20 protein-coding genes and 1 pseudogene are annotated in these 26,129 nt (G+C 45.0%); 10 read left to right on the top strand and 11 right to left on the bottom strand.

The window, feature by feature from the left end:
- Positions 1-68 precede the first annotated feature (68 nt).
- The 5 genes from KG118_RS09515 to KG118_RS09495 form a co-directional block, all read right to left on the bottom strand.
- A complete protein-coding gene (locus tag KG118_RS09515) occupies positions 69-1,523 on the bottom strand; it encodes a potassium/proton antiporter (protein WP_117712716.1) in 1,455 nt (484 codons plus the stop codon).
- Positions 1,524-1,617: 94 nt separating this feature from the next.
- Complete coding sequence (locus KG118_RS09510; protein WP_117712717.1) at positions 1,618-2,988, bottom strand: sensor histidine kinase; 1,371 nt, start codon at positions 2,986-2,988, stop codon at positions 1,618-1,620.
- Positions 2,978-4,321, bottom strand: a complete 1,344-nt coding sequence (locus KG118_RS09505) for a sigma-54-dependent transcriptional regulator (protein WP_117712718.1) — start codon at positions 4,319-4,321, stop codon at positions 2,978-2,980. The genes KG118_RS09510 and KG118_RS09505 overlap by 11 nt, the downstream gene beginning before the upstream one ends.
- Before the next feature lie 191 nt (positions 4,322-4,512).
- Positions 4,513-5,253 carry a hypothetical protein gene (locus tag KG118_RS09500; RefSeq protein WP_117712719.1) on the bottom strand — a complete coding sequence of 247 codons (741 nt, stop codon included), beginning with the start codon at positions 5,251-5,253 and terminating at the stop codon, positions 4,513-4,515.
- Entirely contained in the window at positions 5,228-6,037 is an 810-nt protein-coding gene (locus KG118_RS09495) for a metallophosphoesterase family protein (RefSeq protein ID WP_117712720.1), read from the bottom strand. The genes KG118_RS09500 and KG118_RS09495 overlap by 26 nt, the downstream gene beginning before the upstream one ends.
- 257 nt (positions 6,038-6,294) lie before the next feature.
- Here KG118_RS09495 and KG118_RS09490 point away from each other — a divergent pair, with 257 nt between their 5' ends.
- The 3 genes from KG118_RS09490 to KG118_RS09480 are packed head-to-tail and all read left to right on the top strand — an operon-like array spanning position 6,295 to position 11,646.
- A complete protein-coding gene (locus tag KG118_RS09490; protein ID WP_118323810.1) occupies positions 6,295-8,607 on the top strand; it encodes an ABC transporter permease in 2,313 nt (770 codons plus the stop codon).
- A gap of 27 nt (positions 8,608-8,634) precedes the next feature.
- A complete protein-coding gene (locus KG118_RS09485; protein WP_117712722.1) occupies positions 8,635-9,321 on the top strand; it encodes an ABC transporter ATP-binding protein in 687 nt (228 codons plus the stop codon).
- Between the two features lie 3 nt (positions 9,322-9,324).
- A complete protein-coding gene (locus KG118_RS09480; RefSeq protein WP_117712723.1) occupies positions 9,325-11,646 on the top strand; it encodes an ABC transporter permease in 2,322 nt (773 codons plus the stop codon).
- On the opposite strand, the gene KG118_RS09475 is transcribed toward KG118_RS09480, so the two are convergent.
- A complete protein-coding gene (locus KG118_RS09475; RefSeq protein WP_117712724.1) occupies positions 11,633-12,979 on the bottom strand; it encodes an MATE family efflux transporter in 1,347 nt (448 codons plus the stop codon). The two genes, KG118_RS09480 and KG118_RS09475, sit on opposite strands and share 14 nt — an antisense overlap.
- A gap of 264 nt (positions 12,980-13,243) precedes the next feature.
- On the opposite strand from KG118_RS09475, the gene KG118_RS09470 reads away from it, so the two are divergent.
- The 3 genes from KG118_RS09470 to KG118_RS09460 all read left to right on the top strand — a co-directional run bounded on the left by KG118_RS09470 (position 13,244) and on the right by KG118_RS09460 (position 15,756).
- Entirely contained in the window at positions 13,244-13,891 is a 648-nt protein-coding gene (locus tag KG118_RS09470; protein WP_117712725.1) for an HAD family hydrolase, read from the top strand.
- 85 nt (positions 13,892-13,976) lie between these two features.
- Positions 13,977-14,798: a 3-methyl-2-oxobutanoate hydroxymethyltransferase gene (gene panB / locus KG118_RS09465; RefSeq protein ID WP_117712726.1), complete on the top strand. Its 822-nt coding sequence runs from the start codon at positions 13,977-13,979 to the stop codon at positions 14,796-14,798.
- Positions 14,779-15,756, top strand: a complete 978-nt coding sequence (locus KG118_RS09460) for an MFS transporter (protein ID WP_117712727.1) — start codon at positions 14,779-14,781, stop codon at positions 15,754-15,756. Before panB ends, KG118_RS09460 begins: the two co-directional genes overlap by 20 nt.
- 8 nt (positions 15,757-15,764) lie before the next feature.
- Here KG118_RS09460 and KG118_RS09455 read toward each other — a convergent pair whose 3' ends face one another.
- Together KG118_RS09455 and KG118_RS09450 are read right to left on the bottom strand one after the other, a co-directional pair.
- Entirely contained in the window at positions 15,765-16,121 is a 357-nt protein-coding gene (locus KG118_RS09455) for a diacylglycerol kinase family protein (protein ID WP_117712728.1), read from the bottom strand.
- A 14-nt stretch (positions 16,122-16,135) separates the two neighbouring features.
- Positions 16,136-18,358: a RelA/SpoT family protein gene (locus KG118_RS09450; protein WP_117712729.1), complete on the bottom strand. Its 2,223-nt coding sequence runs from the start codon at positions 18,356-18,358 to the stop codon at positions 16,136-16,138.
- Between the two features lie 105 nt (positions 18,359-18,463).
- On the opposite strand from KG118_RS09450, the gene KG118_RS09445 reads away from it, so the two are divergent.
- The 3 genes and pseudogenes from KG118_RS09445 to KG118_RS09435 form a co-directional block, all read left to right on the top strand.
- Positions 18,464-19,981, top strand: a complete 1,518-nt coding sequence (locus tag KG118_RS09445) for a DUF4301 family protein (protein ID WP_117712730.1) — start codon at positions 18,464-18,466, stop codon at positions 19,979-19,981.
- A gap of 182 nt (positions 19,982-20,163) precedes the next feature.
- Positions 20,164-21,330, top strand: a complete 1,167-nt coding sequence (gene purT / locus KG118_RS09440; RefSeq protein ID WP_117712731.1) for a formate-dependent phosphoribosylglycinamide formyltransferase — start codon at positions 20,164-20,166, stop codon at positions 21,328-21,330.
- A gap of 249 nt (positions 21,331-21,579) precedes the next feature.
- Positions 21,580-21,969, top strand: a pseudogene (locus KG118_RS09435) (carboxymuconolactone decarboxylase family protein); the annotation flags it as partial.
- A gap of 58 nt (positions 21,970-22,027) precedes the next feature.
- On the opposite strand, the gene KG118_RS09430 reads toward KG118_RS09435, so the two are convergent.
- Positions 22,028-22,513, bottom strand: coding sequence for a PepSY-like domain-containing protein (locus tag KG118_RS09430; protein ID WP_199598815.1), 486 nt, complete (start codon positions 22,511-22,513; stop codon positions 22,028-22,030).
- A 120-nt stretch (positions 22,514-22,633) separates the two neighbouring features.
- On the bottom strand, positions 22,634-23,464 hold the full coding sequence (ispE, locus tag KG118_RS09425; RefSeq protein WP_117712733.1) for a 4-(cytidine 5'-diphospho)-2-C-methyl-D-erythritol kinase: 831 nt from the start codon (positions 23,462-23,464) through the stop codon (positions 22,634-22,636).
- 211 nt (positions 23,465-23,675) lie between these two features.
- Between ispE and dnaB the strand changes: the two genes are divergently transcribed.
- A complete protein-coding gene (gene dnaB, locus KG118_RS09420) occupies positions 23,676-25,250 on the top strand; it encodes a replicative DNA helicase (protein ID WP_117712734.1) in 1,575 nt (524 codons plus the stop codon).
- Between the two features lie 84 nt (positions 25,251-25,334).
- Here the strand turns inward: dnaB and KG118_RS09415 are convergent, their stop codons facing one another.
- Positions 25,335-26,120, bottom strand: coding sequence for an N-acetylmuramoyl-L-alanine amidase-like domain-containing protein (locus KG118_RS09415; RefSeq protein WP_117712735.1), 786 nt, complete (start codon positions 26,118-26,120; stop codon positions 25,335-25,337).
- Between the last annotated feature and the right edge of the window lie 9 nt (positions 26,121-26,129).

The following is a 26,129-nucleotide window of genomic DNA, read 5'->3' as shown; positions in this document are numbered from 1 at the left end:
AGGGCTTATAGTGATGCAAAGCAAGTGGTTTGAGTTTTTTTTCATGGGAGAACACTCTTCCTTATTTCCTATTCTTTGGTCTTTTCAGAAATAAGAAGCAGCTTGTCTCCCACATGGAGTTTCAGACTACCGTTAGGTATCAGATATTCGTTGCCGCGCTTCACTATCATAACGAGGGTTCCCTGAGGCAGATTCATGTCTTTGAGTGTATCGCCTTTCGTGTCGAGTATCTCTTGGGTGACGGTTACATCGCGCAGGTCGGAATCAATATCTTCGGGCAGTTCTACTCCGAAGTCATTGCCCGTCTTTTCCATCGGGGTGGAAAGTCCCATCATGCTTGCTACTTTTGAAACGGTAGTGCCTTGAATGATGAGGGACAGAATGGTGATGAAGAACACGATATTAAAGATTGCATCCGCACCGGGCACATCCGCCACCACCGGATAAGTGGCGAAGATAATGGGGACTGCGCCGCGCAATCCCACCCACGAAACAAAGAACTTGGACTTCAGATTGATGCGTTTTCCAAATGGGAGCAGACAGAGAAATACGCTGAGCGGACGTCCTATTACAATCATAAAGATGCCGATGAGCAATGCCACGCACGCCACTTCAAGCATTTCGTGCGGGTTGACCAGCAGGCCGAGACAAAGGAACATGATTATCTGGAAAAGCCATGTCAGTCCGTCCATAAAGGTGTAAATCTCCTTGCGGTACATAATTTTGTTGTTGCCTACCATCATACCGGCAATGTAGACCGCCAGATAGCCGTTACCTTTCATCAGATCGGTGATGGAGAATGTGAAGAACACGAACGACAGCAGCAGGATGGGATAGAGTGACTGGTTGTCAATGTTCAGCTTGTTCAGCATGAGGATAGCCAGTTTGCCCAATAGATAACCTGCGGCAGCACCCACAATGAACTGTATCACAAATGAGAGGGCTATTTGTGAAACGCCCATTCCCGAAGACTGGATAAACTGAATCAGCACGATAGTCAGCATATAGGCCATCGGGTCGTTACTGCCGCTTTCCAACTCCAACATAGGCCGCAGGTTGTGCTTCAAATTCATCTTCTGCGAGCGTAGGATGGCGAACACGGATGCCGAGTCCGTGGACGACATGGTAGAAGCGAGCAGCAGGGATGTGATGAGCGGCAGATGAATATTGGTCCAGCTCATGCCCGAAAGCCACCATATGAATAATCCGGTAAACAACGCTGTCAGCAGTACGCCGAAAGTGGACAATACGATACCGGGGGAGAGAATGGGCTTGATTTCTGTGAACTTGGTGTCCATACCACCCGAAAACAGGATGATGCTTAAGGCCACCATACCGATGAACTGCGCCTCTTTGGCATTATGGAATTGCAATCCGAGCCCGTCGCTACCGAAGAGCATACCCACTACAAGAAAAAGCAACAAAGCGGGAACTCCGAAGCGATAGCCTGTCTTACCTACGATGATACTGACGAAAAGTAAAATAGAACCTACGAGTAGAATATTTTCGGCTGTAAATAACATAAGTATTGTGTTATAAAGTTGTTTATAGAATGTTTTATGTACCTTAGTGTACAAAGATATTTATTATTGCTAACAAATACAAGACTTAATTAGTTCAATTAAACTTCAACACAAAAGTAGTCTCTTTTCCGGGTATCAGAGAGATGCTTCCGCCGGATAAGCGCATGATTTGCCGGGAGATGCTCAGCCCGATGCCGCTTCCGTTTTCTTTGGTTGTGAAGAAGGGGATGAAGATATGTTCGGCAATGTCCGGGGGAATGGCAGGGCCGTTATTGGATATTTCAATCAGTACGGCTTCGGCTTCGTTGCAATAGGCGCGTATGTTGATGTGTTTTTCTTCTGTGGGAGAGGGAGACATTTCAAAAGCCTGTATGGCGTTCTTCAGTAAGTTGATGATGACCTGTGAAATGAGGTTCTCGTCTGCATGGAGTATCAAATCATCGGGAACGATGGAAACATTGAAACTGACCGGAGTGCCGGGATACTGATGTCGCGCCAGTTCCACCATGCGGCTGATGAAACTTTTGAGATAGAATAAAGAGGGCTCGGGAGTAGGGATGCGTGTAAATCTGCGATAGGATTCTACGAAAGCGAGCAGCCCTTTGCCTGTGGCGCTGATGGTTTGCAGACCATTGCGTATCTCTTCTTTTGATATTTTTGCTTCGGTCAGTTCTGATAGCGTGTCGCTTAAGGAGGTGATGGGGGTTACGGCGTTCATAATCTCATGGGTCAGTACCCGTGTAAGGCGTATCCATGAATCTATTTCTTTTTCGTCCAGCTCGTTGTTGATGTCGTTCAGTGCAAGAATGCGCAGGTGTTCCCGACGGACAGTGATGTCGCTGACGCGGATAGCAAGGTTCACTGTGCCGCGTTCATTGCTGAATGCCACTTGGAACTTGTCGCCGGAACGGCAAGTGGTGAGCATATCCATCAGATGATTGTCCACACGTGACAGCTGGCGGATGTGGGTAAATACTTCCAGCCCGAGCAGGTGCAGGGCTTCGTTGTTCTTTTGATAGATTGCTCCGTTGTCGTTCAGCACGATAATGCCGGTGTTTACACAGTCGAGGATAAGCTCGTAGTACTTCTCCTGTTGGGCGGTTTCGCTCTTTACATTATATAATACGCGGGCTACACGGTTCAAGGAACGGCTTATGAGACGGTTGTCTTCGGTACCGTCCGTTTCGGAAAAGTGAATGGCCGTATCGTTGTTTTCAATGGCATCGAGCATGAAAAGGACTTTACGGGTATGGCGGTGATACAACTGTTGCTGCCAGCGTACCGCCAGAGGAAGAAATACGGTGAAGAATACAGCCCAAAACAAAGGGTCGCCAAGACTGTGTGATTCCGGAGACTTCAGGAAGAATAACGTCCACATTATTCCGGCGGCCACAGCTATGAGCAGACTGACGACGGTCCGGAAAATATAATATTGGCTTATACTCTTATATTTCTTAAAGTCCATACTTTTTCATTTTATTGTAAAGCGTCTGCCGGGTAATGCCCAGTTGCGAGGCTACAGCCGAAAGATTACCGCCGCACTTGTCCAGTGTCCGGCGTATCATTTGCTTTTCCATGTCTTCAAGAGTGGATACGGGCATTTCCGGTGTTTCGTTTCTGCGTTGCAGCTGGAATAATCCGGCGGATAGGAATGCGCCGTCACAGATGATAACGGCTTTTTCGATGGCATGCTCCAGTTCGCGGATGTTACCGAACCAGGGATGCAGCATCAGCTTCTCGCGCGCCGCATTGTCCAGACGTAAAGGCGTTTTTCCGTATTGCTTGCAGAAGCGTGTTATGAAACGCTCTGCCAGCGGAATTATATCTTCCGGTCGCTCCCGCAATGCAGGGATTTCAAGATGGATGGTGTTGATACGGTAGAGCAGGTCTTCACGGAATTCTCCTTTGTCCGCCATTTCGGACAGGTTGCGGTTGGTGGCGCAGATAAGGCGGATGTCTACGGGAACAGGCGTATTGCTGCCCACCCGTACGATGCTGCGGCGCTGAATGGCTGTCAGTAGTTTGGCTTGCAGATGATAGGGGAGATTACCGATTTCATCAAGAAAGAGCGTGCTGTGGTCGGCAACTTCGAACTTTCCGGGACGGTCGGCATGGGCATCGGTGAAAGAGCCTTTCATGTGTCCGAAAAGCTCGCTTTCAAAAAGGCTTTCGGTAATGGCGCCCATGTCCACGCTTATCATTTCCTTGCGGCGGCGGGTGGAAAGGGCGTGTATTTCGCGGGCAAGCATCTCTTTACCCGTACCGTTTTCACCGGTGATAAGGATATTGGCATCGGTGACTGCCACCTTTTCTACCAGTATGCGAAGCTGTTGCATGACGGGACTTTCTCCCCAGTACATGGAAGGAACCGCGTTTGCAGATTCAGCCGTTGTTTTCTTCTTCCCGGATGCAGGGGTGTTTTGTGCAGCATTCAGCAGAGTCTCTACTAATTTTCCGTTATCCCAGGGCTTGACGATAAAGTCCGTTGCACCCTCCTTTATCCCGCGTACGGCAAGGTCTATGTCGGCATAAGCGGTGAACAGCACTACGGGGAGTGCCGGATATTGCTTCTTTATTTCGTGCAGCCAGTAAAGGCCTTCGTTTCCGGTATTGATACCGGACGTGAAGTTCATGTCGAGGAGTACTACCCGCCATGTATCTTCGTGCAAAGTAGCGGGAAGGGTAACCGGTGAAGAAAGAGTGGTTATTTTATCAAAATGAGGTTTCAACAGCAGTTGCAAAGCGGTGAGTACACCGCGATTGTCATCAACGATAAGAATGTTTCCGGATTTCTTCATGGCAGAACAGTGTCTTTTTATATTTGTGAGGACAAATATATTCTATTTTCCCGAGAAAGGGGGAAAGAAAGATAATAATTTAGGAATACTGATTATACCAATGTTTGGTACACGCTGTACCAATGGTTGGTATTCCTCGTACCAATGTTTGGTATTCCTTGTACCAACGGTTGGTATCTTTCGTACAAAGCTTACAGCAACTGCAACTTCAGCCCGAAGGACAGACTCAGGTAATCCTTTGGTTTCAGATATTTATTGGTGAAGGCACTTACGATGTATAAATCGCAAGTACTCAGTTCGTAGAAAAACGTAATAGCTTTTGCTGTAAATCTGCGGCGAGGGTCAATGTCATAAGTGATGCGTTGCCCCAAGAAAGCATGGATGCGTACTTTGGACGAAAAACCGTAGTAGCCTTTCGGATAACGCTCCGGTTCGCTTACCCAAAACTCGTCGCCGAATACGGTGTTGAAGTACATACCGCAGGTAAGGGGCTCTGCCGAGAATCGGCTTTCTTTGATTTGCAAACTCCACGGAATATAGTTTTGTTTCAAGGTAAATGTCATCTTGGTGCAATCGGATTGATACTTGGGAAGGACACCCAGAAAAATGTCCGTTTCCCATTGGTTACGTTTTCCGTAATCCCAGCCTGTACCCAGTGAGAGCAGTCCCATATTACCGGCAAACTGTATTTTGGTATGGGTTGGAATTAAGGCTTCCCACCGTCTGCGGTAACGGTGTACACGTCGGTCGTAACGACTGTGGCGCACGTGCCCGGTAACAACTGTATCCGGTTTGTGTTGCAAATAAATTGTATCGTATTTTGTAACAAACACCGTATCCTTTTCTTGTGCGGAAAGTGAAACGCACCACAGTAACAACAGGCAGATAACGGTGAGTACCGGTTGTTTAGAAATAGACCACTTCGCGTTCATATCCGTCGGGGGTTATAGTGAATATATAGTAATTACGGTTTTTCATACAGTCGCTCATATAATACATGATGCCGTCTTCAAAAAGATTTTCCTCAAAAACATGGTGTTCGTGGGCGGCAGTGCAAAATTGTATACCGGGAAATTCGGCTACATAGCGGTGAAAGACCCGGGCCACATTATTGTTGAATTGGTCGGTATAGGGACGCACGTGCATGGACACTACGGTTTTGTCGAATTCATCCCGGCGGTTGGTAAGCTCTCCCTCCAGATATGTAAAGTCGGGAATGGGGCGGGAGTAATCGAATTCCATCGCATTGGTATTCAGGCATACGAATTTTATCCGTCCGGCAATGAACGAAAAATTGGGATTACCGAATACGATGCGAAACGTTTCCTCTCCTGTACCTAAACAGTCGTGGTTGCCAATCAGGGCTACATAGGGTACATTAAGTTTATTCATAATATCACGCTGCCAAAGGAATTCATCTGTAAGGCCAAAATCGCTCATGTCTCCTCCGTGTATTACGAAATCAATATCATTGCGCTTATTTATTTCTTTTACGAAATCCAATGTTTCGTCATACCAACGTTGAGAGTCACCCATAGTCACGAATTTAATCGTTGTCTTATCTTTGCACTTCTGTTCTATTTCTGCAATATTATGGGCATTAACATCAGTCTCGCCGCTGATTCGTACATCATACGGATGATAATCTATCATATCACAACTGCCCATAAACAGGCAGAAGAATGATAGAAATAAAGGTTTGTATAGCTTTATCATATTTATGGGATTATATGCAATGAAAACTTTCGGCAAAGTTAGAGTTTTCGTTTGATAGAAAACTTATCCTATTTTCCGTTTTTCTGTTCTATAGTTCATAATTGGGGAGGTGTCTAATTCTTGGACAGGCAGTGTCTAAAAATTAGACATGAGTACAGTTATTACTTGTTTGCTATTTGTTGATAGCCAGTGGTATATTGTTTTTGGCACGCTTTCTGCATTATTCAAGCAGGAAAACATAGCAATATAAATATAGTATGAAACAAATCTATTATGTCATTCAAACCTTGCTTCGGGGACGTGGATCGAATATCATCAAGATAATCTCTTTAGGATTAAGCTTGACGATGAGTATCCTGTTGTTCTCCCGCGTAGCATACGAACAGAGCTTTGATACCTGTTACAAAGACTATGACAATCTTTACCAAATTTGGTCTGTGTTTACCGTCAAAGGTGAGAAATATCCGCCACAGGAACAGAATAGCGGTCCGGTGGCAGGTGCCATATTAGAGAACTTTCCCGAACAAGTAGAGGCTGCTACGAGTACTTGCCATTGGATGAATGCTCCGCTGTATAATGGAAATGTTCGTTTTGATGAAGAAAAGATAGTTGCCGATTCGCTTTATTTCCAGACAATGGGTATTGAAGTCCTTAGTGGAAAACCGGTGAATGACCTCCAGCAACCGGATATTGTTTTTTTAAGCGACCGTCTTGCCCAAAAGATGTTTGGCGGAGAAAATCCCATAGGGAAAGTTATCAGTTATGATCATCAGTACGACCTTACCGTGAAAGGAACTTACGAGGCATTACCGGAAAATGTTACTCGGCATCATGATGCCGTTATTTCAATGCCTACTATATGGAGTCGTAAAATAGGTAATTACTCGTGGAGTGGCGGTGACAGCTTTCCTGAATATATCCGTTTCCGTCCGGGAGCAGACAAGTCGGTGATAAATACACGCATTGATGCCATGATAGACAAGTATCGTCCTGCAGTGGATAAGAAAGAATTCGGTTATTCTGCATTTGTGCAACCTATTCGCGATACATATCGTAATCGTGAAGATGTGATGCGGATGCGCAACATAATGAGTATTTTAGGTCTTGCCATTCTTTTTATCGCCGCATTGAACTATGTGCTGATTTCCATTTCTTCGTTAACTTATCGTGCCAAAGCAATAGGTGTACATAAGTGTAATGGCGCGAGCGGTGGCAAGATATTTGGGATGTTTTTATTGGAAACGGGCTTAATCATTGCAGCGGCATTACTGTTGATGGCTCTGGTTCTCTTGAATTTTCGTGATTTCTTTGAGGATACGGCTGTTGCAAAACTCTCTTTACTGTTGGCGCCGGCTCGTATTTGGGTACCATTGTCGGTGATAACCGTACTGTTTATAGTGGGCGGAGTGTTGCCGGGTCGGTTGTTTGCCCGTATTCCCGTGTCGCAGGTATTCCGCCGTTATACAGAGGGTAAGAAAGGTTGGAAGCGTCCGTTGCTCTTCATTCAGTTTGCCGGTGTGGCATTCATATGCGGACTGATGTGTGTAGTGATGGCGCAATACCAGTATGTGCTCAACAAGGATATGGGCTACGATCCTCAGCGCATGGCAATAGGAGATGCTTATTGGGACACGGAAGAAGCACGTGATGCCGCTTATCACTTTTTCAAAGGGTTGCCTTATGTGGAAGCAGTGTCCAGTGCCAACAATACGCCTATTTTCGGTTATAGCGGTTCGATGATTAAAGACGAGGGCGGACAAGCGCTCTTTTCTTCACGTGCCTGTTATTATATGCGTGAGGATTATCCGTCTCTAATGGGAATGACTTTTAAAGCGGGGCGTATGGCGCGTGATAAAGATGAAGTGATTGTCAATGAAACCTTTGCGGAGATGATGCGTTGGGGGGAAGATGTAGTGGGACGCATGATAAATATTGATGGAAGGCGATATAAAATTTCCGGGGTCTTGAATGATTTTCAGATAGAATCTTTTACTACTCCGAAAATGCCGTTTATAGCTAAGGGGGATAAAAACTTTTACGGTACGATACATCTTCGTCTGAAAGCTCCTTTTGAAACTAATCTGCGACAGTTGAACAAAGATGTGGCACAGGCATTTCATGACCGGACGATTGATTTCAGAGGTTACGAGAAGAATGTTGCCAACGCATACAACTCTGTCCGTGTATTCCGTAACGCCACGTTAATGGCAGCCATAACGATGTTCTTCGTCATGTTGATGGGTTTGATAGGGTATACCGCTGATGAAGTGCGCCGTCGCAGCAAAGAAATTGCAATCCGTAAAGTTAACGGTGCGGAAGCCTCTTCTGTTTTGGAACTGTTGTCTAAAGATGTGCTTGTTGTGGCATTGCCGGCTGTTCTTATCGGAAGTATCGCAGCATGGTATGTCAATGGTATTTGGATGGAACAGTTTGCCGAGCAGATTCCTCTCAGTTGGATAGTGTACGTATTGGTGGTGGTTGCTAACTTGGCAGTAATCGTAAGTTGCGTCCTTTGGAAATCTTGGCGGATAGCAAACGAAAATCCGGTGAACAGTATTAAGAGTGAATAAAAAACAATACATAGAAAAACGAAAATTATGATTGAAATTAATAACATCAGCAAAGTATTCCGTACCTCGGAAGTAGAGACGGTAGCATTGAATCATGTAAACCTCGAAGTAAAAGAAGGTGAGTTTGTAGCCATTATGGGACCGTCCGGTTGCGGGAAGTCTACCTTATTAAATATACTCGGTCTGTTGGATAATCCTACGGAAGGCAGTTATAAGCTACTCGGACAGGAAGTGGCGGATTTGAAAGAGAAAGAACGTACCCGTGTACGCAAAGGCAAACTGGGATTTGTATTTCAAAGTTTCAATCTGATAGATGAACTGAATGTTTATGAGAATGTAGAGCTTCCTCTTACCTATTTGGGAGTAAAAGCCGGCGAACGCAAGCGTATGGTAGATGATATTCTGAAACGGATGAATATCAGCCACCGTGCCAAGCATTTTCCACAACAGCTTTCAGGCGGTCAGCAACAACGTGTAGCCATTGCCCGTGCTGTGGTAACGAATCCTAAACTGATTCTTGCCGATGAACCTACCGGTAATCTGGACTCCAAAAACGGAGCAGAGGTAATGAGCTTGCTGACGGAGTTGAACAAGGAAGGCACTACCATTATCATGGTGACACACTCCCAACATGATGCCTCATTTGCGCATCGTACGGTGCATCTGTTCGACGGTAGCGTAGTGGCGAGCGTGAATACAAATATGGGGGTGTAAGCCATGAGGCAATTGTATTATACGGTACAAACGTTGCTGCGCGGGCGGAGTAGCAATGTGGTAAAGACGGTATCTCTGACACTGGGCTTGTTTATGGGCATTCTGCTGTTCTCACAGATTGCTTATGAGTTTAGTTATGAGGATTTCTACCAAGATCCGGAGCGGTTGGTGATGCTTCGGATGCGCAATACCAAAGACGGAATCCCGGAGAAAGGGTATAATTACGGTACTTATCGTCCTGCGGCTGCCGACTTGTGGGAGGCAATGCCCGAACAGGTGGAATGTGCCAGCCTGACTTCCACCTTCTTTCAGGCCACCTTCTACAAAGATGACAAGAAACTGGAAGACACGCCTATGTTGTGTGTAGATACGCTCTATTTCCGTACCACCGGTATGGAGGTGCTGGAGGGTAATCCCAATGACCTTGCCCTGATGCAGAATGCTTTTATCTCACGAAGTATGGCACGTCGCATCTTTGGTGATGAGAATCCCATAGGAAAGGAACTTTCCGTAGAGAAGATGTTCAATGTCACCATTCGGGGTGTTTATAGGGAAGTGCCACGCAATACTAACTTTCCCCACGAAATTCTGCTTTCCAGCGCCGTATTGGATTGGGGATATGGGGTGGGCACATGGGGAACGAACAATATTTATCATATTCTTTTCCGGTTGAAACAGTCAAGTGATGTGGATGTCATGAACCGACGTGTGCAAAAGGCAGTGGAGCAATACACCGACCCCCATTTGGGAGAATCCGTAGTGACGGAGTATAGCGTGATACCGATACGTGAGATTTACCGGAGCCGACCCGATACGCAACGCAAGTTGCTCATTATGGGGGGGCTGGGTTTTTCTATCTTCTTTGTGTCGGTTATGAACTATGTGCTGGCGGCAATTGCCTCTATGAGCCGGCGGGCTAAAATGGTGGGCGTGCATAAGTGCAGTGGAGCCGGTGAGGGGCATATACTAGGCTTGTTTTTGTGGGAGACGGGAATATTGGTACTCGTGTCCACGGTAGCATGCCTGCTATTGATGTATTTTCTTGGAGAACGTATCGAAGGGATGTTGGGTACACGGTTGGCAGATTTGTTTACATGGAGCAATCTCTATGTGCCGCTACTGACGGTACTGCTGCTCTTTGTAGTGGCGGGAGTATTACCGGGGCGCATGTATGCACGCATTCCCGTGACACAGGTGTTTCGCCGCTATACGGAGGGTAAACGCTCGTGGAAACGTGGACTGCTCTTTGTGCAGTTCATGGGAGTGGCTTTTATCTTGGGGGTGTTACTCACTACGGTATGGCAATACCGGGAAGTGGTGAGCAGTCGTGTCGGCTTTCAAACCGAACGGCTGGCAGTAGGCTCTGTCAATGGAGCGATAGAGGAAAATGAGGGAATATCTGATGCCATTAGGCGCCAACCTTACGTGGAAGCGGTAGCATGCAGCAGCAAAATGCTGTTGCAGCATTACAGTACAAACCGTCTGACCGATGCGCAAGGCAACTTTCTGTGTCCGCTACACTTCATGCTTATAGATAAGGACTTCCCGAAAGTAACAGGATTGAAGCTATTGGAAGGCGTATTTCCACAGCATGTCGGCGAAGCCGTGGTAGGCAAGGAGACGGTACGGACTATGAAATGGCAGGATAACGTGATAGGACGGAAGCTGCCGATAAAACCTTCATGGGCAGGATTGCAGGAGTCCCCCACGATTGTGGGTGTGGTGGATGATGTGCGCAATATGGGTTTCTTCAACGAGCAGACTTGTACGGCCTTCATTCTGAACGACCGTAACCGCACTTTCAATGTACGCCTGAAAGAACCGGAGGAAGAGAATTTGAGAAAGCTGAACGCCTTTGTTAAGGAAGCTTATCCGAACAAATTGTTGGAGTTCTCCACTTATCAAGAGATACGTGAATGGCAAAATGAAAGTGTGTCCCGCTTTCGCAACATTGTGACGGTGATTTCGGGCTGTATATTGCTTATCGTCTTGATGGGGCTGATAGGTTATGTCAGCGACGAGACACAGCGTCGCAGCAAAGAAATAGCCATTCGTAAGGTGAACGGTGCTGAGGTTTATTCCATATTGCTTTTGCTTTCTGCCGGTATCCTGAAGGTGGCTGTGGGGGCAGTGCTGATAGGCATTGCTTTCTCATGGTATGTCTCCGGCATATGGATGGAGCAGTTTCCGGATGGGACGTTACTTTCTCCCGGCTGGTTCATCGGGGTAGGAGTGATATTGTTAGTGCTTATTGTGCTGGTAGTGGTGGTTAAGGCATGGCGGATTGCCAATGAGAATCCGGTCAACAGTATCAAGAGCGAATAAAATATTTGTAGTTCTTTACGTACATCCACAGCGCAATGACAGCTGTAACAAATGCGAAGAAATCAGATACAGGCATACATGCCCAAATCCCGTCCAAACCCATATAACGGGGGAGGATAATCAAGCCCGGCAGTAGGTATAATAACTGCCGGGTAAGAGACAGGAATATGCTAATCTTCGCTTTACCGATACTTTGGAAAAAGTTACCGATAACAATTTGCGCACCTACCAACGGGAACATAGCTATACCGATACGTACCCCTCTGGAGGCCATATCAATCAGTTGCCCGTCACTCGTAAAGATAGACGATACGGCATGTGGAAACAGTTCGCAGATGATAAAACCCGTACTGGTGATGCAGACGCCCGCAATAATGCTTAGGCGTAACGCCGCCTTTACACGATCGTATTTTTGTGCACCGAAATTATAGCCGACAATAGGTTGCATACCCATAGTCAGACCTAATACAATCATTACATACAGCACCAGTAGCCGGTTCATGATGCCGTAAGCGCCGATAGCCATATCACCACCGTAATGTTGGAGACTGTTGTTCACTATAATCACAATGACGCATGCAGTAACATTCATAAGGAAAGGTGACATTCCTATGGAGAATATACTGCTGATGATACGTTTTTTCATTTTCCAGAATCCGGGTTGCAATTGAACGATGCTTGCTTTTTGCAGGAAATGGCTTACTACCCATACCATACCGATGAATTGTGAGATGACTGTTGCTGTTGCCGCACCGCGAATACCCCAGTCTAAGTGGAATATAAAGATGGGAGCCAGTATGATGTTGCAGACCACTGTAACCATGGAAGTCAGCATTGCTTTCTTGGGATAACCGGTGGCACGCATTACGTTATTCAGTCCAATCATTGTATAGGTAACGGGGGTACCCAGTAAAATCACTTGCATAAAGTCGCGTGCATAAGGCAGAGTTTCGTTGCTGGCTCCGAAAAAACGTAAGATTTCATCCAAAAAAATAAAGGAGATGCCACCGAACAGAAATGCGTTGAGAAGGCATAAAGCCAGAGTGTGGTTCAATACATCCGTTGCCCCGTCAACATCTTTTTGCCCCAACCGTATGGATGAAATAGCGGAGCCGCCCGCTGAAACCAGCGTACAGAAAGCAACTACAAGGTTCATCAATGGAAAAGTAATGGCAAGTCCGGCAATACCCATAGCACCCACACCATGACCGATAAAAATACTGTCGATGATGTTGTACAACGAAGTTATTGTCATACCTATAATGGCAGGGATAGAATATTGTACAAGAAGCTTGCCGATTCTTTCGGTTCCTAAAATATGCGGATTATTCATTTGATATACGTCAATTAAGCAAATGCAAAGATAAGAAATATTTGCTCAGTTCGATGATTATTCAGAACTTTGCTCCCGATTTATTAATGTAAGTATGTTCTCTTAAGTAAATGTGCATAATTAGTTTATGCTATCTGTCATTCAGAGCGTAGCGAAGAATCTCTTCCCTGCGTATATCTCAAGAGAGTAGATTCTTCGCTACGCTCTGAATGACAGATAGCATAAGAGAATTAGGATGATGTACTTAGTCAAAAAACATTGTTTATGAATACAATAAAAACAACAGCCATCCTTTTTGATTTTGATGGTGTCATCATGGATACCGAGACGCAGTATTCTATCTTCTGGCATAAGGTAGGTGTAGATTATTTAGGAATGGAAAATTTGGAAAGCCGTGTTAAAGGTCAGACCTTGGTGTATATCTACGATACCTTCTTTTCCGGAAAAGTGGAAGAACAGCAGGAAATAACCGCTGCCCTCAATCGCTTTGAGCAAGAAATGAAATACGAATATATTCCCGGGGTACTCGATTTCATTGCCGACTTGCGACGTCACGCAGTTAAAATGGCAGTTGTCACCAGTTCCAACGATCAAAAGATGTCCGCTGTCTATCGTGCCCGTCCTGAGGTAAAAACCATGTTTGATAGGATTCTTACGGCAGAAATGTTTGCTCATTCAAAGCCGGCTCCTGATTGCTTCTTGCTCGGAATGGAAGTGTTTGGTACAACTCCTGACACCACATATGTATTTGAGGATTCCTTTAACGGACTGAAAGCGGGTATGGCATCCGAAGCTGTAGTCATAGGGTTGGCTACGACAAATCCCCGTGAGGCCATCGCTCCGTTATGCCATTGCATATTGGATGATTTTACGGGCTTTACATACGATAAAATGCTTCAAGTGCACAAGTAATGGGAAAAAGCGCTACCTTTGCGCCGCCGTGCGGAGACTTTGTATGGCAGATTGTAAATTGTAATTTGTAAAATTGTAAATAACTATGGCTGGATATATTTCAGACGATACTCGTAAAGTGACTACGCATCGTCTTGTTGAGATGAAACAAAGAGGCGAAAAAATATCAATGTTGACTTCTTATGACTATACCATGGCGCAGATTGTAGACGGCGCAGGTATGGACGTTATTCTGGTAGGCGATTCCGCTTCCAATGTAATGGCAGGTAATGTGACTACGCTTCCGATAACTCTCGACCAGATGATTTACCATGCCAAGTCCGTTGTTCGTGGTGTAAAGCGTGCAATGGTGGTAGTGGATATGCCTTTCGGTTCCTATCAGGGAAATGAAATGGAAGGTTTGGCTTCAGCTATCCGTATTATGAAAGAGAGCCATGCCGATGCTCTGAAACTGGAAGGTGGAGAAGAAATTATCGGTACGGTAAAGCGTATTCTCAGCGCAGGTATCCCTATCATGGGGCATCTTGGGCTGATGCCGCAGTCTATCAATAAGTACGGAACTTATACCGTACGCGCCAAAGATGATGCGGAAGCGGAGAAACTGGTGCGTGATGCCCATTTGCTGGAAGAGGCAGGGTGTTTTGCCATTGTATTGGAAAAAATTCCTGCAGCGTTGGCAGAGCGTGTGGCAAGTGAATTGACTATTCCTATCATCGGTATCGGTGCAGGTGGAGGAGTAGACGGTCAGGTACTGGTAGTTCAGGATATGTTGGGCATGAACAATGGTTTCCGTCCTCGATTCCTGCGTCGCTACGCCGATCTTCATACAATAATGACGGATGCTATCAGCCATTATATATCTGATGTGAAGAACTTAGATTTCCCGAATGAGAAAGAACAGTACTAACGGACTTATGACACTCAACTTTTGGCGGATGTGTGCGGCAAACTTGTTGTTGTTTACATCCGTCTATATGCTTTTTCCCGTACTATCGTTCGTAATGCCGGAGCAGCTGGGAATATCCGTTCCTCAGGTAGGGAGTATGTTTCTGGTATTTGTAGCGGCGATGTTTGCAGTAGGTCCGTTTCATGCCTATCTGTGTGATGAATATAAACGGAAAAACGTATTGCTTTATTCTACTCTTATCTTGTTGGCGACAATTCCCGGATATATTTTTGCAGATAATTATATAAAGTTGTTGCTGCTTGCATTGGTGCAAGGAGCATGTTTCGGATTGGCAACGACGGCAGGTATTACGGTAGCTATTGACATTACGACATCGGCGCGACGCAGTGCGGGGAATATGGTATATGCGTGGTCTGCAAGGCTGGGTATGCTGATAGGAGCGGGAAGCGGCATCGTATTGTACGACCTTTATGGTCTTCGTACGGTTGTTTATTTGGCTGTTGCTACCGGAGTTCTCAGTATGTACTTTGCCTCGAGGGTATATGTCGCTTTCCGTGCGCCTATCGGTATGAAACTATGCAGTTTAGACCGCTTCTTTTTGCCGCGTGCATGGGTCCCTGCATTGAATATGTTATTAATAGCTTTTGTGCCGGGCGTGTTATTACCCTTATTATATATAGGGGACTACATTACATTTTCAGCTTTGGCGATATTGGCGTTTCTGACAGGGGCATTTATAAGAATGTTTGTGAAACTGTCGCATCACTGTCAGCGAGGGACCGCCAATACGACATGCTATCTGGCTATGGAGACAGGGATTTTTGCAGGTCTTGCCACAGCCTGTAAATTGGCGGATGCGTACTTGCTCTATCATGTAGCCGGTGTAGCCGTTATACTTGCATTCTTCTTCTTCATCCTGCTGACATATCCTTATTATAAAAAGAAAAAAGTAAGATAACGCGTTTTTTAAAGATACGGTATAAAGATAATCAACCCTATTATTGCCGCCGCTACAGCGCATACCAGCACTGCTCCGGCGGCAATGTCCTTTACTTGTCCCGCAATGGGATGCTGTTCGGGAGATACTAAATCAACCAGCTTTTCGATGGCGGTATTGAATAGCTCAGCGGCAATCACCATACCGATGCACAAGACAACTGCTATCCATTCGGTGCGTGTAATCTTCAAGACAACCCCGGTTATAATTACTACCACTGTTGCAATCAGATGAAAGCTTAGGTTCTGTTCCTTGCCCACGCAATTTCGAATGCCATTCCAGGCATACCCGAAACTACGGAGTTGTTTTTTTAAATCGTATTTCATGCTAATCGCTGAATTCAGTTTCTTGATACTTGTTTTACTCCCTTTACCGTTCTCAGTTTCTTGATGAGTGTTTCCAGTCTTCCTGTATCGCCTACCATAATGGTAAGTGTACCTGAGAATAAACCATCGTGCGAATCAATACCGATACTTCGCAGTGTAATTCCGGTCTCTTTAGAGATGATAGAGGTGATATTGGTTACGATACCTATATCATCGTGTCCTACTACACGCAGCGTAATGGGATACTGTGTTCCCTGCGATTTACCCGCCCAACGTGCTTTTACGATACGATATCCGAAACGTTCGCGCAAGTCGCTTGCATTCGGGCAGTCGCAACGGTGTATCTTGATGCCGCCGCTTACGGTAACAAACCCGAAGACCTCATCTCCATAAATAGGATTACAACAGCGTGCCAGTTTAAAGTCCAGCCCCTTCAGATTCTGATCGATGACAAGCACGTCCTCTTTGGCTGTTGTCTCTTCAGGCAGAGTGGCAGTTTGCAAATTATAACCTTCGGCACTGCGATAAACGATGTCATCGTGGGTGTCATTCTCCCGCTTTTGCAGTTCAAGATACTTATCTATAATGTCGTTGATGTCCAATGTTTCATCGGCAATACTTTGATAGAAATCTGTTACTACTTTGAAACCGAGACGCTTGATGAGACGCATCATCGTACCCTCATCATATTCTATTTTCCGGTTTTTGAATTTACGTTCCAGTGTTTCTTTGGCAAATGCGTGTTGGCGGGCAGCCATCTCCTTGAGTGCCTGTCGTATTTTGGTGCGTGCCTTGGAGGTCGTGACGATATTCAGCCATCCCTGTTTGGGAGTCTGGGTATTGGAAGTCATAATTTCAACTTGGTCACCGCTATTCAAAATCTGCTTTAACTGTGCATTCTTGCCGTTTACTTTTGCACCGATACATTTGCAACCCAGTTTGCTGTGGATATGAAAGGCAAAATCGAGTACGGTGGAACCTTTACCCAACTTGAACAAGTCCCCTTTAGGAGTAAAGACAAACACCTCGTCTTCGTATAAGTCCAGTTTGAACTGATCCATTGTTTCCAGACCGCTACTGTCAGAATTCTCCAATGCTTCACGTACGGAAGTCAACCATTCATCCAGACCGCTTTCACCTTTTATGCCTTTATATCGCCAGTGGGCGGCAAGACCTCGCTCGGCAATCTCATCCATACGCTCGGTACGTATCTGCACTTCTACCCATTTGCCTTCAGGTCCCATGACGGTGATATGCAGCGACTCATATCCGTTGCTTTTGGGCACAGAAAGCCAGTCACGCAGACGCTTCGGGTTAGGCTGGTACATATCCGTTACAATGGAGTATGCCTGCCAGCATTCCAACTTCTCTTTTTCTACCTGAGAATCCAAAATAACGCGAATGGCAAACAAGTCATACACTCCTTCAAAAGGACATTTCTGTTTCTTCATCTTCTGATAGATAGAATGAATGGACTTAGTGCGTCCCTTGATGTGGAAATGTAATCCCGCGTCTTCCAGCTTCTTCTGTACCGGAGCGATGAAAGCGGCTATATATTTGTCACGCGAAGCTTTTGTTTCGTTCAGTTTTTCTTTAATATGATAGTAAACATCTTTCTCCGTATATTTCAGAGACAAATCTTCCAACTCCGATTTCAATTTATACAGCCCCAGCTTATGGGCGAGGGGAGCATACAGATAGGCGGCTTCATTGGCCACTTGCTTGCGTGCATCGTCATTTTCGCAATCTTTTATCTGACGCATGATGTTCACGCGGTCAGCAATCATGATGAGGATAACACGCATATCTTCTGCAAAAGACAATAACAGGTTGCGGAAGTTTTCCGATTCGATAGTGGGGCTCTTGGAGTAAAGCTCGTTTACCCGAATCAACCCACGTATGATACCTGCCACATCTTCACCATAATTCTGTTCCACTTCTTCGGAAGTGCAAGTACCGCAACGCACGGAGTCGTGAAGCATCAGCCCTAAAATGGATGCTCGCTTCATACCTATTTCTTCCGCTACAATAACAGCGGTCTGCATATCTTTGATAACCGGATTCAGACCGAATATATCTCGTTGTATGCGGTTATTCTGTATAGAGTTTATAAGATGTGTCTTTAGCTTTTTGCAATCGCCTTTGTGGAGCGTTTCTCCGGAAAGCTGTAATAATTTTCGGTAGAGTACGAAGAGTAAACGTTTCTCTCCGGTAGTGAAAAATTCATATGTTTCCATAATCGTCCATATTTTCTGCTGTAAAGGTAGTTTTTTTCTTCCTTTTCTTGACGGTACTTGCGCTTTTTTTGTATTTTTGGGCATCAATTAATAAATTTAGATATTATGATAACACTCCAAGACAAAGAATTGCTTGCCCAAAAAGGTATATCAGAAAAGCAGATTGCCGAACAATTGGCCTGTTTTGAAAAAGGATTTCCATATTTGAAGCTATTCGCTGCTGCTTCTGCGGAACAGGGGATATTGGCTCCGGATGCTGATGAACAGAAGAAATACCTGAATGCATGGGAAGCATACACTCAGACAGACAAGACGGTTGTGAAGTTTGTGCCGGCATCAGGTGCGGCAAGCCGTATGTTTAAGAATTTATTTGAATTTCTTGGTGCGGAATATGATGCTCCCCAGTCAAATTTCGAGAAAACATTCTTTGATAAAATCGAAAAATTTGCTTTTTACGATGATTTGAATGCCGTTTGCCAGAAAACGGCCGGTAAGGATATTCCAGCGTTGGTGGCTGCCGGGAATTATAAAACAGTGGTTGCCGCATTGCTCGAATCGGCAGGACTGAATTACGGCGCGCTACCGAAAGGACTGTTGAAGTTTCATAAGTATGAAGACGGCAGTCGTACTCCGTTGGAAGAACATTTGGTGGAAGGTGCGCTTTATGCAGCCAATAAGAATGGCAAAGTGAATGTCCATTTCACTGTATCTCCCGAACATCGTGCGCTGTTCAAGGCATTGGTAGACGAGAAAGCTGCCGCTTATGCCAAGAAATATGGTGTGGATTATAACATCAGTTTTTCTGAACAAAAGCCGAGTACCGATACTATTGCTGCCGATATGGAAAACAAGCCCTTCCGCGATAATGGTAAACTTCTGTTTCGCCCGGGCGGTCATGGTGCATTGATTGAAAACTTGAATGACCTTGATGCCGATGTTATCTTTATTAAGAACATTGATAATGTAGTGCCCGATAAACTGAAAGGCGATACAGTATTGTATAAGAAGTTGATTGCCGGTGTACTCATCACATTGCAACAGCAGGCTTTTGCTTATCTGCAACTGCTGGACAGCGGTAAATATACGCACGAACAAATTCTTGACATCTTGCAATTTGTACAGAAAAAACTTTTCTGTAAGAATCCGGAAACTAAGAATTTGGAAGATGCCGAACTTGTGATTTATCTGAAAGAAAAGTTGAACCGCCCGATGCGTGTTTGCGGTATGGTGAAGAACGTAGGCGAGCCGGGTGGCGGTCCGTTCCTTGCTTATAACAGTGACGGTACGATTTCTCTGCAAATTCTCGAAAGTTCACAGATTGATATGAATGATTCGGAGAAGAAGGATATGTTTGAAAAGGGTACGCACTTCAATCCGGTTGATTTGGTTTGTGCCGTACGCGACTATAAAGGTCATAAATTCGACTTGGTGAAGTATGTGGATAAGGCGACAGGTTTTATCTCTTACAAGTCAAAGAACGGTAAAGACCTTAAAGCTTTGGAACTTCCCGGACTTTGGAACGGTGCAATGAGCGACTGGAATACAGTATTTGTAGAGGTGCCTCTTACTACCTTTAATCCGGTTAAGACGGTGAATGACTTATTGAGAGAGCAACATCAATAATAGTGCTTATGTTTAGTTAACTTCATTGCTTTAATGAAGTTAACTAAATAGGTGACAATATGTTAATATCATAATTACGGGAAGTTAACTTTATACAGTGAATAAAGTTAACTTCCCGTATTTCTTTTATATCGTTTTTTCTCCCTATCTTTGCCATAATTCTATAATAAACTGATACTGAAATGAAAAAGATTTTACTGTTAGGTTCCGGTGAATTGGGTAAGGAATTTGTGATTTCCGCCCAACGTAAAGGTCAATACATCATTGCCTGCGACTCATATGCCGGAGCACCTGCCATGCAAGTGGCAGACGAATGCGAAGTGTTCAGTATGCTGGACGGTGATGCATTGGAACGTGTAGTACGCAAACACCAGCCGGATATTATTGTTCCGGAAATTGAAGCTATCCGTACGGAACGCTTGTACGACTTTGAAAAAGAAGGTATTCAGGTTGTGCCCAGTGCACGTGCAGTAAACTTTACCATGAATCGTAAAGCTATCCGTGACCTTGCAGCTAAGGAGCTGGGACTGAAAACTGCCAAATATTTCTATGCCAAATCTTTGGACGAACTGAAAGCCGCAGCCGAAAAGATAGGTTTCCCTTGTGTGGTAAAACCGTTGATGTCCTCTTCCGGTAAGGGACAATCGCTCGTAAAGAGTGCGGAAGAACTGGAGCATGCCTGGGAATATGGTTGCAATGGTAGCCGTGGCGATATTAAAGAACTTATTATCGAAGAGTTCATAAAGTTTGATAGTGAAATTACTTTATTGACGGTTACTCAAAAGAACGGCCCTACTTTGTTCTGTCCGCCTATCGGTCACGTACAAAAGGGTGGTGACTATCGTGAGAGTTTTCAGCCTGCCCATATCGATCCCGCTCATTTAAAGGAAGCGCAGGATATGGCGGAGAAAGTAACCCGTGCCCTGACGGGTGCCGGCTTGTGGGGAGTGGAATTCTTCCTGAGCCATGAGAACGGTGTTTACTTCTCCGAACTCTCTCCGCGTCCGCACGATACGGGTATGGTTACGTTGGCAGGAACGCAGAACCTGAATGAATTCGAATTGCATTGCCGTGCCGTACTGGGCTTGCCCATTCCGGGTATCAAGCAAGAGCGGATAGGTGCAAGCGCCGTTATCCTTTCATCCATTTCCAGCCAAGAACGTCCTAACTATCGTGGTATGGAAGAGGTGACCAAAGAAGAAGATACTTACTTGCGTATCTTCGGCAAACCTACTACCCGTGTCAATCGCCGTATGGGTGTTGTGCTGTGCTACGCACCGCTGAAGAGTGATCTTGATGCGTTGCGTGATAAGACAAAAAGGATTGCGGAAAAGGTGGAAGTGTACTAAGTTGCAGGTGTGAAGTGTTAATATACACATTGCGGAAAACATGAATAAGGCAATGCGTAGCGAATTAGCTGAAATAGCATTCGTTACGCATTGTCTTTTTTATGGTAGAAAGTCAGGGTATTTTATTTAATTGATATTGGATTTATCTTAGAATCGGGAATTTAGGTATATATATCTGTAAATCATATACAAATCGGTTTGTTGAATTGCGGTAAATTTGCAATCGGAAAATAAATAATGAAAGCAGTTATGAACAAGATTCTTTTGATTTCAGTATTCAGTATTTTAACACTCAATGTTATGGCACAAGAAAAAATAGTACAGACAGCCGGGCGTATCCAATTGGGAGAGTTCGCCCCGAAATTTGCGGAGCTAAATGATGATGTTCTTTTTGGCGAAGTATGGAGCCGTACCGATAAATTAGGTTTGCGTGACCGCAGCTTAGTAACCATTACCTCTCTTATCAGTCAGGGCATCACCGATAATTCACTCGTCTTTCATCTTCAGTCAGCAAAGAAGAATGGCATTACCCGTACTGAGATTGTCGAAATTATTACCCACATCGGGTTCTATGCCGGCTGGCCCAAAGCATGGGCTGCATTCAATCTGGCGAAAGGTGTATGGACTGAAGATACTGCCCGGTGACGGATGAAGAGTACGATAAACTCAAAAAGGATTAGGAAAACTCAAATTACGCTTATTCAAATAATCCCGGATAAATCTCTCCACCCAGTTCACTTACGTTCAGTTGTTGCTGTAACTTTCCGTCCGACGAATAGAATAACTGGAATTCTTCATCAGAATTGTAGCCTTCTACTTCGATAACGATAACCGTAGGATGTTTGGGAAAAGTGATTATCCTCACATCTTTTAATCTCATGGAAGCCATAATGCTTTTCATAAAGTTTTCTGCAACAGGAGCGGGGACATTCTCTAATGACTCGACGTCATTTTCTGTCATTACCCATTGGGCATTTTCGTCGAACCACACATCTATCTCCCGATTGCCCATGACGAATTCCGCTACATAACATCCCGCCATCTGTTCCCATTCAACATTTTCAGCTTGCGGATACATCTTCTCAAAGGCTGTCTGTATCTCTACGGGGAGCCCTTTGGCAAAGGCAGAGGCGGACATAAGCAGTAGCATACTTGCTACGATACAAAATCTAAATCTTTTCATTTAATCTAAAGGGTAAAATAAGTACAAAGTATAAAATATGAAGTATAACAATGCTATATCTGCATAGTTCATAATTTATACTTCATAATTTATATTTTGTATCTTACACCTTATCTTAAATCAAATAGTCAGCTTCCCTTTGTAGACAAATGCTTTTTCCCCGAAGTCAATGTCGGGTAATATGGCATCGGCTGCAAACAAGCCGTAAACGGATGAGCCCGAACCGCTCATTGACGCATAAATGGCGCCTTGCTTGTACATCTCTTCTTTGATTTCTCCGATAGCGGGGTATTGAGGAAACACGCTCTCCTCAAAGTCATTTACCATGTGTTTTTTCCATTCTTCAACGGGCAACCGTACCACCTCCTTTAGCGGATGCTCCGGACGGTGCGGCTTTATCAGCGAAAAGGCATCCCGTGTAGAGACGAATATATCCGGCTTTATCAGCCAAAGCTGATAACCTTTCAACGATAGGGAAACAGGCGAGAATATATTACCAATACCTTCCGCATAAGTGGGGGTATTTCTGATGAAAAAAGCACAGTCCGCTCCCAAACGGGCAGCGTACTCCTCCAACTTGTCGCAACCTAAGCCGAGACCGAACTTCTCATTCAGCAGTTTCAGCATGAACGCCGCATCTGCCGAACCGCCGCCCAACCCTGCCCCCGAGGGGATGTGCTTGAACAAATGGATATCCACCGGTGGCAGGTCGAACCATTCATCCAGCAGTTTATAAGCCTTTACTACCAGATTGTTTTCCGCTTCTCCCGCTATTTCGATACCTGCCTGATGCAGGCAATATTTTCCGTCACCGTCATGCAGCAGGTTTATTTCCAGTGCATCTTCGATGGGAATAGGGTAGAAGATGGTTTCCAGATTATGGTAACCGTCCGGACGTTTCTCTGTAATGTTCAGCCCCAAATTTATTTTAGCATTCGGAAAAGTAATCATTGTTTAATTGAGATTTAAGAATTGAAAATTAAAAAAAACGGGTTGCCAAAGCGGCTTCGGAGACAAAGTTAATGAATTCTGTTTATAGTAGATTGAAAACTTAACAATGATTTGTTGATTGCTCTCAATAAAATCATTTATCTTTGCTTTCCCTTTTTAAAAGGCAAACTATTATTTCTTAATTTTTAATTTTCAATTTTTAATTCAAAAAGTGGCAGAACAAAGACGAACTACCCGTACTCCGAAATCAAAAGTACCCCAACCCGTTAACGACTACGGGCGTATCCAGCCGCAAGCGCCGGAACTGGAAGAAGCCGTACTGGGTGCATTGATGATTGAGAAAGACGCTTATTCATTGGTGAGCGAAATCCTCCGTCCCGAATCTTTTTACGAGCATCGGCATCAACTGATATATTCCGCTATCACGGATTTGGCAGTCAACCAAAAACCGGTGGATATCCTTACCGTGAAAGAACAGCTGGCCAAACGTGGAGACTTGGAAGAAGTCGGTGGTCCGTTCTATATTACCCAGCTCAGTAGCAAGGTTGCATCTTCTGCGCACATTGAATATCACGCCCGCATCATTGCCCAAAAGGCTTTGGCGCGCGAACTGATAACATTCACCAGTAATATCCAGTCCAAGGCATTCGACGAGACGCTCGATGTGGACGACCTGATGCAGGAAGCCGAAGGCAAGCTATTTGAGATTTCCCAGCAGAACATGAAGAAGGATTATACGCAGATTAATCCGGTCATTGCCGAAGCGTACGACCTTATTCAGAAAGCTGCCGCCCGCACCGATGGTCTAAGCGGTCTTGAGAGTGGATTTACTAAGTTGGATAAGATGACTTCCGGTTGGCAGAATTCCGACCTTATTATTATAGCCGCTCGTCCTGCCATGGGTAAGACAGCGTTTGTGCTTTCTATGGCAAAGAACATTGCTGTGAATTTCCGTAATCCTGTTGCCTTGTTCTCCCTTGAAATGAGCAACGTACAGTTGGTGAACCGTCTTATCTCCAATGTGTGCGAAATTCCGAGTGAGAAGATAAAGAGCGGGCAACTTGCCGACTACGAATGGCAACAATTGGACTATAAGTTGCGCGACTTGTTGGATGCACCGCTTTACGTGGATGATACTCCCTCGCTTTCCGTATTTGAGCTTCGTACTAAAGCCCGTCGTCTGGTACGTGAGCATGGGGTAAGGGTAATTATTATCGACTACCTTCAGCTGATGAATGCCAGTGGTATGTCGTTTGGTAGCCGTCAGGAAGAGGTGAGTACGATTTCACGTTCATTGAAGGGGCTGGCCAAGGAGTTGAATATCCCTATCATTGCCCTGTCGCAGTTGAATCGTGGTGTGGAAAACCGTGAAGGAGAAGAAGGCAAGCGTCCGCAGTTGAGTGACCTTCGTGAATCCGGAGCCATCGAGCAGGATGCCGATATGGTATGCTTCATCCATCGTCCCGAATATTACAAGATTTATACTTCCGCCGACGGCAGCGATTTGCGTGGTATGGCAGAGATTATTATAGCCAAGCACCGTAATGGTGCGGTGGGGGATGTGCGTTTGCGCTTTATCGGTCAATACACCCGATTCCAAAATCCGGAAGACGATATGGTTATTCCGCCACCTACTGAGGGCGGAGGCGGGGCTACATTCGGCTCGCGTATGAATGCGCCTATCAGCAGTACCTCTACGCCACCACCACCGTCTGCCGCCGACTATATGCCGCAAACAGATAATCCGTTTGGTGGGGTGGGGTCGGACGGACCGTTGCCGTTCTGATAAAAACAATTCAAGGATGTACCTATTATTAAATATTGGGTACATCCTTGAATTGTTTTTAGATTTATGGTGTTTTCTAATGTCTTATTGCTTGTCTTCTTTCATTCTCAACACCCTAATCCCTGTAAATCTTTTATTGTTTTTCAGCATCTGTGCTAATGGTCTCTGCGTAATAACCACCATTTTCCGGGTAGAGGAAGCATGAAGTAGTTTCAATATTCCTTTTTCATAGTAGGCAATACCCAGATGGATAACATCCAATCCCGGAATATTGGTGGTAATGGCTATGATATCGCCGTTCTTTATCCAACTGAAACCATTGTCGGGCAACTTATTTTTGGGGATATAATGAATAACTTGTCCGGACAGCGCCTTTTCTATATTTTCAATCTTACTGATATTTTCGGGAGAAGCTTCCAAATGCTTGTATGCTTTAGGATGCGTGGACATGAAATTGAGAGATAATTTTAGCGTATCGGGGCTGTTGGCAGCGGCTACGTCTTCTATAAAACCATGCCTGACACCGTTATTCACCCAATCAGCGATGTAATGTAGGCGGGAAGTGTAACCGTCAATCTTACCGTTACGATAACGGATGTTTTGCAAACTTCGTGCGTAATCAGCCTTGTCTATTGTTTCGTTCTTGACGGGAGAGCGAGCGAGGGCAAGCACATATTCCACAAAAGTGGTGCAATCTACTTCATCGAAGTTGACTACAAGTTTTTCCTCATCGTTCACTTCCAGCGTATGTGCCACGTAGGGAGTTTTAAGGAAGTTCAATCCGTATTTCAGCATGACATTGCCCGTTTCCTGCGCGGAAACGGACAATGCTATTACCAAAGTACAAAGCATACCGAGTAAGGTTTTCATTATCTCAGT

Origin of the sequence: Bacteroides propionicigenes, from assembly GCF_018390535.1 — a bacterium.
Classification (GTDB): Bacteria; Bacteroidota; Bacteroidia; order Bacteroidales; family Bacteroidaceae; genus Bacteroides; species Bacteroides propionicigenes.
This window is presented reverse-complemented; position numbering and strand designations above follow the sequence as displayed.

Bases quoted from the DNA above. Each gene is read 5' to 3' on its own strand.
- KG118_RS09495 (WP_117712720.1), bottom strand. From the start codon at position 6,037: ATGATAAAGCTATACAAACCTTTATTTCTATCATTCTTCTGCCTGTTT.
- KG118_RS09450 (WP_117712729.1), bottom strand. From the start codon at position 18,358: ATGGAAACATATGAATTTTTCACTACCGGAGAGAAACGTTTACTCTTC.
- KG118_RS09480 (WP_117712723.1), top strand. From the start codon at position 9,325: ATGAGGCAATTGTATTATACGGTACAAACGTTGCTGCGCGGGCGGAGT.
- KG118_RS09485 (WP_117712722.1), top strand. From the start codon at position 8,635: ATGATTGAAATTAATAACATCAGCAAAGTATTCCGTACCTCGGAAGTA.
- KG118_RS09430 (WP_199598815.1), bottom strand. From the start codon at position 22,513: ATGAAAAGATTTAGATTTTGTATCGTAGCAAGTATGCTACTGCTTATG.
- panB (WP_117712726.1), top strand. From the start codon at position 13,977: ATGGCTGGATATATTTCAGACGATACTCGTAAAGTGACTACGCATCGT.
- KG118_RS09505 (WP_117712718.1), bottom strand. From the start codon at position 4,321: ATGAAGAAATCCGGAAACATTCTTATCGTTGATGACAATCGCGGTGTA.
- KG118_RS09500 (WP_117712719.1), bottom strand. From the start codon at position 5,253: ATGAACGCGAAGTGGTCTATTTCTAAACAACCGGTACTCACCGTTATC.
- KG118_RS09455 (WP_117712728.1), bottom strand. From the start codon at position 16,121: ATGAAATACGATTTAAAAAAACAACTCCGTAGTTTCGGGTATGCCTGG.
- KG118_RS09490 (WP_118323810.1), top strand. From the start codon at position 6,295: ATGAAACAAATCTATTATGTCATTCAAACCTTGCTTCGGGGACGTGGA.
- KG118_RS09510 (WP_117712717.1), bottom strand. From the start codon at position 2,988: ATGGACTTTAAGAAATATAAGAGTATAAGCCAATATTATATTTTCCGG.
- KG118_RS09415 (WP_117712735.1), bottom strand. From the start codon at position 26,120: ATGAAAACCTTACTCGGTATGCTTTGTACTTTGGTAATAGCATTGTCC.
- KG118_RS09445 (WP_117712730.1), top strand. From the start codon at position 18,464: ATGATAACACTCCAAGACAAAGAATTGCTTGCCCAAAAAGGTATATCA.
- KG118_RS09460 (WP_117712727.1), top strand. From the start codon at position 14,779: ATGAGAAAGAACAGTACTAACGGACTTATGACACTCAACTTTTGGCGG.
- ispE (WP_117712733.1), bottom strand. From the start codon at position 23,464: ATGATTACTTTTCCGAATGCTAAAATAAATTTGGGGCTGAACATTACA.
- KG118_RS09470 (WP_117712725.1), top strand. From the start codon at position 13,244: ATGAATACAATAAAAACAACAGCCATCCTTTTTGATTTTGATGGTGTC.
- purT (WP_117712731.1), top strand. From the start codon at position 20,164: ATGAAAAAGATTTTACTGTTAGGTTCCGGTGAATTGGGTAAGGAATTT.
- KG118_RS09515 (WP_117712716.1), bottom strand. From the start codon at position 1,523: ATGTTATTTACAGCCGAAAATATTCTACTCGTAGGTTCTATTTTACTT.
- KG118_RS09475 (WP_117712724.1), bottom strand. From the start codon at position 12,979: ATGAATAATCCGCATATTTTAGGAACCGAAAGAATCGGCAAGCTTCTT.